Raw genomic sequence first — 2,860 nt, forward strand, 5'->3', positions numbered from 1 at the left:
CAAATATTGAAAATATGATGGTAAAGAGAGGTACTAATATGCAAGACGAAATTCAAGATGTAATTAATTTGGTAAATGCCATGGAAGATGTTTCAGATAGTAGAAGAACAAATCGTTTCAAAAGCAAAATGTACTTTATTGTTAACAACTGGAAGTATAAATACAGATTAATAGATAACCGAGAAAGAAGACGCATTATGGATTGCGTTGCTAATGCATCGTATCCGTTTAATGATGGACCAGTTTAAAAATAATCATTTCTAATTCAATAAAATTTAAAACCAAATACTATGAAACATTTAAGAACTTTTACAGCTTTACTCGTACTACTTTTAGTATTAAGTTGTGAAAAAGAAACAGCGATACTAGAGGATTCAGAAATAACGATTCAAAAAACTGAAAATCCTTTTGAAATACCAACAACTGGAGATAATTTTGATCCAAACTGGATTCCGCCAATATTAAATAACCTTGAAAAATCTTTAAATAGTCGCGACATTATTGTAACCGCCAATATTGCTTTATCAAGACCAGATTCAACTTGGGAAACTTTTTTTAATACCAATGGTTATAATGCAAATTATGTAAGCCAAACTATTATTGATAATGGAGGGCTATCTAATTATGATGTGCTATACCTTTTTAGAAATTTTAGTTACAATTCAACTACAATATCTCAAATTAAATCTTTTGTAAATAACGGTGGAATATTAATATCAGAATATACTGCCACTCAACAGGTTTTATTTTACTTTGGTTTTAGTAATGAAGCAATGGCAACTGGATATAGAGTTGATTGTTATACTACTACAGTTAACGTTAATACTGAGCATCCTATTTCTGTGGGTTTACCAACTAGTTTTAGTGGTGGAAACCAAGCTGAATGTTATTGGGATTATTACAACTTAAGTTCAGATTTTGAAATATTTGCGACTTTTAATAGGGATCAACTTGGTAATGGGATTGACCCTGTAGGAGGAACTTATTGTTATGGAAATGGTGTTTGGGTCGCTTTTTTCTGCGATTTTGCAGATATGTCAGGTTCTAGTTCCTCATCAGAATTACTACTTTCAAGAAATATGATAGAATATGCGTTAGCATCATGTGGGCCAATTGATTCAGATGATGATAATGTGCCAGATATTGAAGATAATTGCCCATTTACACCAAATGAAGACCAAGCTGATACTGATGATGATGGCTTAGGTGATGTTTGCGACAATTGCCCAGAAACATACAACCCAAACCAAGAAGATTACGATTACGATGGTATGGGAGATGCTTGTGATGACGATGATGATAACGATGGAGTAATAGATACTAAAGATAATCATCCTTTTTCTTCAATGTACCGTTCTGTTATAATTGATGGTTGTTGGCCAAATATTGAAAATATGATGGTAAAAAGAGGTGCTAATATGCAAGACGAAATTAACGATGTTATTGAATTAGTTACTGCCATGGAAGATGTTTCAGACAGCCGAAGAACAAACCGTTTCAAAAGCAAAATGTACTTTATTGTTAATAACTGGAAGTATAAATACAGATTAATAGATAACCGAGAAAGAAGACGCATACTAAATTGCGTTGCTAATGCATCGTATCCTTTTAATGATGGACCAAGATAAATAAGTACAAAACTTTATATAGCCTATTTCAATATAGAAATAGGCTATATTTTTGATTAAAAATTAAAATAAAAACACCCTATTTCGCAAAATCTAACTAATCATAGTATTTTTATCTATCTTGTTTTTTTACTAAATTCACCAATATAAAAAAATTGAGACCTTTGATTTTTAAAAAAATCTATATAAATTTATGAATTAAACATTTTTATCTAAAATAATTTAAAACCAAACACTATGAAACACCTAAAAAAACTAACCTATTTACTACTAACAATTACATTGTTGGTTGGCTGTGAAAAAGAAACTGATTCAATTAATGAACTAAACGATGCTAATTTAAAAGAACAATTTAAAAAAGATCTTAGAGCTTACCCACCATTAGAAATTTCAAAAAACGACATTATAAATATAACTACTAATAAAAGTTATTCAGCAAAGGAGATTGATAATAATTGCCAAATTTTAATTAATGGTGACTTTGAATCTGGAGATTTTACTGGTTGGAACCTAATAACAACTAATGAACCTTTTGTACCTTGGACTATTTTACCAGCAGAAAGTAGAGATAGGCCATCAATTATCGAAGAAGAAGAGGAAGAACCTAATTTTGATTTTTGGTGGGAATATGAAATTCAAGAAGGAAATCATAGTGCTTTAAATGGCTTTGATGGTAACGGGCCAATGGTTTTTGCCATGTGGCAAGAAGTTACTATTTGCCAAAATAGTGTTTTAACTTGGATTGATAGGTTGGCCTGGGATTTAAGCTTCTTTGGAGGACCAACAGTTGTTAATATCGGTGATGATTTAATTGGACCTCCTCAACAACAATTAAGAGCTCAACCTCGTATTTTTAACGTTCAATTGAGAAATGTACAGGACGATAGCGTTATTGCAACCTTATATACACTTTCAACAGATGATAACGAAGAATCATCAACTTATGGGGATACAGGATATCAAAATCATGAAATTAATTTGTCTAACTATGCTGGGCAAACTGTAAAACTATATTTCGAAGAAATTATTCCAGAGAATTTTACTGGCCCTGGTCAATTTGAAATTGACGCAATTTATTTATCATGTGATAGTGATGGAGATTCAATTTTAGATTGTGAAGATAACTGTCCAACTTCATATAACCCAAACCAAGAAGATTATGATTATGACAATATGGGAGATGCCTGTGACGATGATGATGATAACGATGGTGTAATAGACTCAAGAGATAG

Annotated in this window: 3 protein-coding genes; all 3 read left to right on the plus strand. The window is 31.4% G+C overall.

The genetic code is table 11. The features are described from left to right. On the plus strand, positions 1–248 hold a 248-nt coding region (locus AB1Z17_RS05240), incomplete at its 5' end, for a hypothetical protein (protein ID WP_368050744.1). A 42-nt stretch (positions 249–290) separates the two neighbouring features. Next, positions 291–1,628 (plus strand): thrombospondin type 3 repeat-containing protein, encoded by a 1,338-nt coding sequence (locus AB1Z17_RS05245; RefSeq protein WP_368050745.1) that lies wholly within the window; start codon positions 291–293, stop codon positions 1,626–1,628. A gap of 237 nt (positions 1,629–1,865) precedes the next feature. Beyond that, positions 1,866–2,860, plus strand: a 995-nt coding sequence (locus AB1Z17_RS05250; RefSeq protein WP_368050747.1) for a thrombospondin type 3 repeat-containing protein, incomplete at its 3' end; no start/stop codon positions are given.

Source organism: Lutibacter sp., assembly GCF_040883305.1.
Lineage (GTDB): Bacteria > Bacteroidota > Bacteroidia > Flavobacteriales > Flavobacteriaceae > Lutibacter.